Annotated in this window: 5 protein-coding genes; 4 read left to right on the plus strand and 1 reads right to left on the minus strand. The window is 43.9% G+C overall.

Features of this window, described 5'->3' with window-relative positions:
* The 3 genes from STRDD04_RS05910 to STRDD04_RS05920 all read left to right on the plus strand — a co-directional run.
* Positions 1-1,179: TRZ/ATZ family protein (locus tag STRDD04_RS05910; RefSeq protein WP_231853896.1), on the plus strand; the 1,179-nt coding region annotated here is incomplete at its 5' end.
* A gap of 271 nt (positions 1,180-1,450) precedes the next feature.
* The gene (locus STRDD04_RS05915) at positions 1,451-3,349 is read left to right on the plus strand and encodes a beta-glucoside-specific PTS transporter subunit IIABC (RefSeq protein ID WP_062200200.1); all 1,899 of its coding nucleotides are present in this window, start codon (positions 1,451-1,453) and stop codon (positions 3,347-3,349) included.
* A 105-nt stretch (positions 3,350-3,454) separates the two neighbouring features.
* Entirely contained in the window at positions 3,455-4,723 is a 1,269-nt protein-coding gene (locus tag STRDD04_RS05920) for a CapA family protein (protein WP_062200202.1), read from the plus strand.
* Positions 4,724-4,906: 183 nt separating this feature from the next.
* Here STRDD04_RS05920 and STRDD04_RS05925 read toward each other — a convergent pair whose 3' ends face one another.
* Complete coding sequence (locus STRDD04_RS05925; RefSeq protein WP_082757349.1) at positions 4,907-5,779, minus strand: AraC family transcriptional regulator; 873 nt, start codon at positions 5,777-5,779, stop codon at positions 4,907-4,909.
* Positions 5,780-5,890: 111 nt separating this feature from the next.
* Here STRDD04_RS05925 and STRDD04_RS11690 point away from each other — a divergent pair.
* Positions 5,891-5,996: family 1 glycosylhydrolase (locus tag STRDD04_RS11690; protein ID WP_197460086.1), on the plus strand; the 106-nt coding region annotated here is incomplete at its 3' end.

Raw genomic sequence — 5,996 nt, forward strand, 5'->3', positions numbered from 1 at the left:
GCTTACTGCGGTGCCTATGATGAGGCCTGGCTAGAACAATGCAGTGAGCTGATAGATTACGAGGGAGCCTGGCTCATGCCAGGGCTGGTCAACTGCCATACTCACTCGGCTATGACCTTGCTGCGTGGGATTCGTGACGACAGCAATCTGCACGAATGGCTGGAGGACTATATCTGGCCTGCGGAAAGTCAATTCACAGCGGATCTAACAACCAAGGCTGTGCAGCTGGCTCTAGCAGAAATGCTGCAGTCGGGGACAACGACTTTTAATGACATGTATAATCCTCAGGGAGTGGAGATTGACCGGATTTATCAGGTCGTGCGGCAGTCTGGTATGCGCTGCTATTTCTCCCCAACGCTCTTTAGCTCAGAGGCGGAAACGGCAGAAGAGACTCTGGCTCGTACTCGGGGGATTATTGAGAAAATCCGCTCCTATGATGATGAAGATTTTCAGGTTATGGTGGCGCCACATTCACCTTATTCCTGTGACGAAGAGCTACTTAAGGGCAGTCTTGAGCTAGCGCGTGAGCTGGACTTGAAGCTTCATATCCATGTGGCTGAGACCCAGGAAGAAAATGAAATCATCCTGGAGCGCTATGGTAAAAGGCCTCTGGCTTTCTTAAAAGGGCTGGGCTACTTGGAGCAGCCAGCAATTTTTGCTCACGGAGTTGAGCTGAATCCGTCAGAAATTGCAGATTTAGCAGCTTCTCCAGTCAGCATCGCCCACAATTCTATCAGCAACCTCAAGCTAGCTTCTGGTGTAGCTCCAGTGACAGACTTACTAACTGCTGGTGTGAACGTTGGCCTAGCGACAGACTCTGTCGCTTCTAATAATAATCTGGATATGTTTGAGGAAGGTCGGACAGCTGCCCTTCTTCAGAAGATGCGCGCAGGTGATGCGACCCAGTTTACGATTGAGCAGGCCTTGAAGGCTTTGACTATTGAAGGAGCCAAGGCGCTGGGCTTGGAGAACAAAATCGGCAGTCTGGAAGCGGGCAAGCAAGCCGATTTCATTGCCATTCAACCCAAGGGACGACTTCACCTCTATCCTTTAGAAAATATGCTATCGCACCTAGTGTATGCGGTCAAGGGCAGTGATGTTCAGGATGTCTACATTGCTGGGCAGCAGGTCGTTCAGGATGGACAAGTGCTGACGGTTGATCTAGAACGTTTTGTGTAAGTGTGAAAGTTTAAAATGGAAGCAAGGAATAAGCCTAGCTTCCATTTGTTTTATAAAATTCAACAAAACAATTAGAAAACGCTTGCAATTTCAAAAAATTATGCTATACTTAGTTCGTGGATTGTTACTGGTCAGGCAGGCAAAACCTAAACAAATACGAGATAAGAAGCAAAATCTTGCTTTCTATTTGGTATGTGTTTAGGTTTTTTTGTTGCCTATTTTCCGGGAATAGGACACAAGCTGACGACCTAAAAATATAAGGAGGTCCATTATGGCTAAATATACAGAATTAGCTCAAGATATTCTTGATCACGTCGGTGGACGCGATAATGTTACTAGTGTTAAACACTGTGTCACTCGTTTACGTTTCTCTCTAAAAGATGAGAGTAAAGCAGATACAGACTATCTTATGGAACGAGATGGTGTTGTGACAATTGTTAAGGCAGGTGGCCAATATCAGGTTGTTATTGGGAATCATGTGCCAGATGTTTATGCAGAAGTACTAGCCGTTGGTGGTCTACAGGGGGCTGGCGCCGTTGATGCTGATGAAGGGTTTGGAATTAAGAAAAATCCACTAGATGCCTTCATTGATATTGTATCAAGTATTTTCCAACCTTTCCTTGGCCCCTTGGCTGCAGCTGGGATTATTAAAGGTGTCGTTGCAATTTTAACAGCCTTTTTAGGATGGACTGCAGCCAATAACGGAGTTGCTCTAGTTCTTACTGCTGCTGGTGATGGTTTCTTCCAGTTCTTACCAATGATGATTGCTGTAAATGCGGCTCGTAAATTTAAAATGAATGACTTTACAGCTTTAGCGATAGCGGCAGCTCTGGTCTATCCAAATTTGGAAGCAAGTGTTACTGCATTGGGAGAAGCAAGAGCTGCCAATTTCTTCGGGATTTCTCTGACCATGCCAACTGGTGGCTATTTATCAACAGTCATTCCTGCAATTTTAGCCGTTTGGGTTGCATCTCATATTGAAAAGTTCATGAGAAAAGTTACTCCAGACACAGTTAAACTTTTCGTCGTTCCTTTTGTAACGTTAGTTGTGTCAGTCCCCCTCACTTTCCTTTTGGTTGGACCAATCGCTAATGGAGCATCTAACCTTCTTGGTTCTTTCTTGACAGCAGTTCATGGCTTCAATCCTGTTGTATATGGACTTCTGCTAGGTGCTCTTTGGCAAGTCATGGTTATGTTTGGTTTACACTGGGGATTAGTGCCCTTAGCTATCCTTGAATTAACCCAAAAGGGAACAGGGGTGATTTTAGGAGCAGCAATACTACCATGTTTCACTCAAACGGGTGTCTTAGCAGCCATCTATCTTAAGACAAAAGAAGAAAAAGTTAAGGCCATTACCATGCCAGCTCTTATCTCTTCTATCTTTGGAGTAACCGAACCTGCGATTTACGGGGTGACACTTCCTATGCGGACTCCATTTATCATCAGCTGTATCGTATCTGGTATCGTTGGTGCTTTTGTAGGCTTCTTTAACATGACAATGTATTCTGTCGGAGCTCTTGGGGTATTCGTTTATCCTTCGCTGGTTAGTCCAGATGGAAACTTTATGAGTATGTATGTTGTTTTGATTGGCACAGTGCTTGCGATTGCCCTATCTTTTGCCATCCAAATGTTTGTCCCAATTCCTACTCTCTATACTAAAAAAGAGAATAAAGCAGTCGTTGAAGAAGGGCAAGAAGTAGAAAAGATTTCGTTGAAAGAACAAGTTCTTGTCAGTCCAATCACTGGTAAAGTGATTCCCCTTTCAGACACTCCAGATGCTGTCTTTGCTAGTGGAGCTATGGGTCAGGGTGTAGCTGTTGAGCCAAGTGTCGGCGAGGTGGTAGCACCAGCTGATGGGGTCATTCGTCTGCTCTTCCCAACCAACCATGCTATTGGTCTCGCGACAGATGATGGAGCTGAGTTGCTCATTCACGTGGGTATGGATACCGTCGCCTTGGAAGGTCAAGGTTTCACAGCTCATGTTACCCAAGGTTCTAAGGTTAAAAAAGGCCAGCTGCTGCTCAGCTTTGATATCGAAGCGATCAAAGAAGCTGGCTATCCAGTGACAACTCCGATTATTGTGACCAATACAGCTGACTATGCTAAAGTTGATGTGGTGGCTGAAGGCCAGATTGAGGTTGGCACTCAATTGCTGGAATTGCATAGATAATGTTTAAATCAAACGAGTAGTGGCAAATTGAACCATTACTCGTTTTTAATTTCCATTGGAGGCTCATTTTATGATAAAATATAAGTGAAAAGGAGGTTGAGAAAAATGGAGAAAAGAACTGAAAAAAGAAAAAAATCTGCGAGAAGCAACCGTGGCTTTATCCTTGCCCTGTTAGGAACGGTATTGGTATCAGCGAGCGCTATTTTATTCTTTCAAAATATGATGGGAATGAATAAACAGAGCGACAGGAATACTGCTAAAAATGAGCCAAATTCCTCTTCGGTAGCAGGGCAAAAGACGACCTCTAAAAGCGTTCGTATTATGGCTAATGGGGATCTTTTATATCATGACGGCCTCTATATGAGCGCTCAAAAGGAAGATGGGAGCTATGATTTTTCGGAAAATTACCATTATGTCAAGGAATGGCTCCATCAGGGAGACTTGGTTTTGGGGGATTTTGAAGGGACCATTCGGCCGGACTATCCTTTAGGGGGCTATCCGCTTTTTAATGCTCCGGAAGCCGTTGTTTCAGCCGTCAAAGATGCTGGCTACCAAGTAGTAGATCTGGCCCACAATCATATCTTGGATTCTGGTCTCGAAGGAGTGTTCACAACTGCCAAGGCCTTTGAAAATCAAGGAATTACTCCAGTTGGTGTCTACACTCATGAAGACCGTGCCAAATCTCCGCTCCTCATCAAAGAAGTAAAAGGCATCAAGATTGCTATTCTGGCCTATTCCTATGGTTTTAACGGCTTGGAGTCTAATCTAAGCCAGAAGGAGATTGACAAGCATCTATCAACCTTTGATGAAGACAAGATGAAGGCTGAAATTGAGCGAACAGAAAAAGAAGCGGATATTACGGTAGTTATGCCGCAGACGGGAGTCGAATATCAGCTGGAGCCGAATGAGGAACAGGTAAACCTTTATCACAAAATGGTAGACTGGGGAGCGGACATCATTTTTGGTGGGCACCCGCACGTGGTCCAACCCTCCGAAGTCCTTGAAAAAGACGGTCAGAAGAAGTTGATTATCTACTCCATGGGGAATTTCATCTCTAACCAGCGGATTGAAACCATGGCTGGAGTGGAGACTGCCCAATGGACGGAGCGTGGCGTGCTGATGGATGTTACCATTGAAAAGACGGATAAGGGAACCATTATTAAAACAGCTCAGGCGCATCCAAGCTGGGTCAGCCGTGTGGAAAAGGGAACTTACTCTCCAGAAGGATACCCGCTTTACACCTATCAAACCCTTATTTTAGAAGATTTCATTGAGGGCGGAAAATATCGGGATCAGCTAGATCAGGCAACCAAAGATCGGGTTGACACAGCTTATCAAGAAATGAATGAGCATGTGCATCTGAACTGGAAATAACCTAGAAAAGACTCTGGGATGACATAGCTGCTGAAAAGTAAAACTCAAAGAATTCAAAATAAACCAAAAACGAATGCTTCACTTCTTCAGATGTTGATGGAAGAAGGAACATTCGTTTTTGGTTAAAAAATCATGATTCAATTCTGTTTTTTAATGCAGACTGTTTAAGCAAACTTAGCAATCTCATTTTTTCCGATATTGACTGGGGGTCATTTGGTAATATTTTTTAAATTGACGGTTGAAATTGGAGAGGTTGTTAAAGCCAGACTGACTGGAGATTTCCAGAACCGACATAGTGGAGTGCTGGAGGAGTTCGGCAGCCTTGCGCAGGCGGAATTGAATCAGATATTCAATGCAGGAAACGCCCAGATGTTTTTTGAAGAAATTCATGAAATGCGTGGGACTGTAGCCGCAGATGCCAGACAGCTGATCAATAGTGAGCTCTTCCTGATAATGCTCATTGATGTAGTCAATGATGGAGCGGATTTTCTCCTCCTTGCGGTAGCCCTCAGCAGACAGCTCCTTGGAGACGATATAGTCGTTCTCAAAGAGCAGGTAAAAAAGCTGGTTGAGCTGGGCCTTGAGCTGAAATTCATAGTATTTCTTTTGGAAATAGCCCGTTTCCATGGTGTCCAGCAGACACTTGCGAATTTGCTCATAGGCTTGGTCACTAGGCTTGATCACATGGACAAAGTCTAGCTGGCCATTGTATAGAGGCTGTAGGTAGTGAATGCTGGCATGATCCATGGCCGAATAGCCCATCAAATCCAAGTGAAAGTTAATCGCATCCATATAATGTCGCTGATTGTCAATCGGGTGGATCGAGTGGAGAGCATTGGGACGAATCAGGATAATATCACCTTTTTGACTATTGAAATAATGATAGTCAATGTGAAATTGGGCGCTTCCTTCATGGACATAAATAATCTCAACATCTGTATGCCAGTGGAAAAGAATATCAGGATGGCCGTTTTCAGTAATTGTCCGCGTCAGAGAGTACGGAGTGCCTTGGTTTTTATAGACGGTATTTTTATGCAGTTGCCCTAAATCAATCATGTTATCACTCTTTCGTGGAATAGTATCATTTTTTAAGATGATTGTGTTGGAAAATATATTTGACAACTATTATAATATAATTAGAATAAAAACGAAAGCGGGAAAATATAAATGGGTAAATTTCCAGAAAATTTTCTTTGGGGCGGAGCGACAGCAGCCAACCAGTATGAAGGAGCCTACAATGTTGATGGGAAGGGACTGTCCGTTCAAGATGTGA

Origin of the sequence: Streptococcus sp. DD04 (genome assembly GCF_001578725.1) — a bacterium.
GTDB classification, from domain to species: Bacteria; Bacillota; Bacilli; order Lactobacillales; family Streptococcaceae; genus Streptococcus; species Streptococcus sinensis.

Coding starts and splice junctions, on each gene's coding strand:
- STRDD04_RS05915 (WP_062200200.1), top strand. CDS start 1,451: ATGGCTAAATATACAGAATTAGCTCAAGATATTCTTGATCACGTCGGT.
- STRDD04_RS05920 (WP_062200202.1), top strand. CDS start 3,455: ATGGAGAAAAGAACTGAAAAAAGAAAAAAATCTGCGAGAAGCAACCGT.
- STRDD04_RS05925 (WP_082757349.1), bottom strand. CDS start 5,779: ATGATTGATTTAGGGCAACTGCATAAAAATACCGTCTATAAAAACCAA.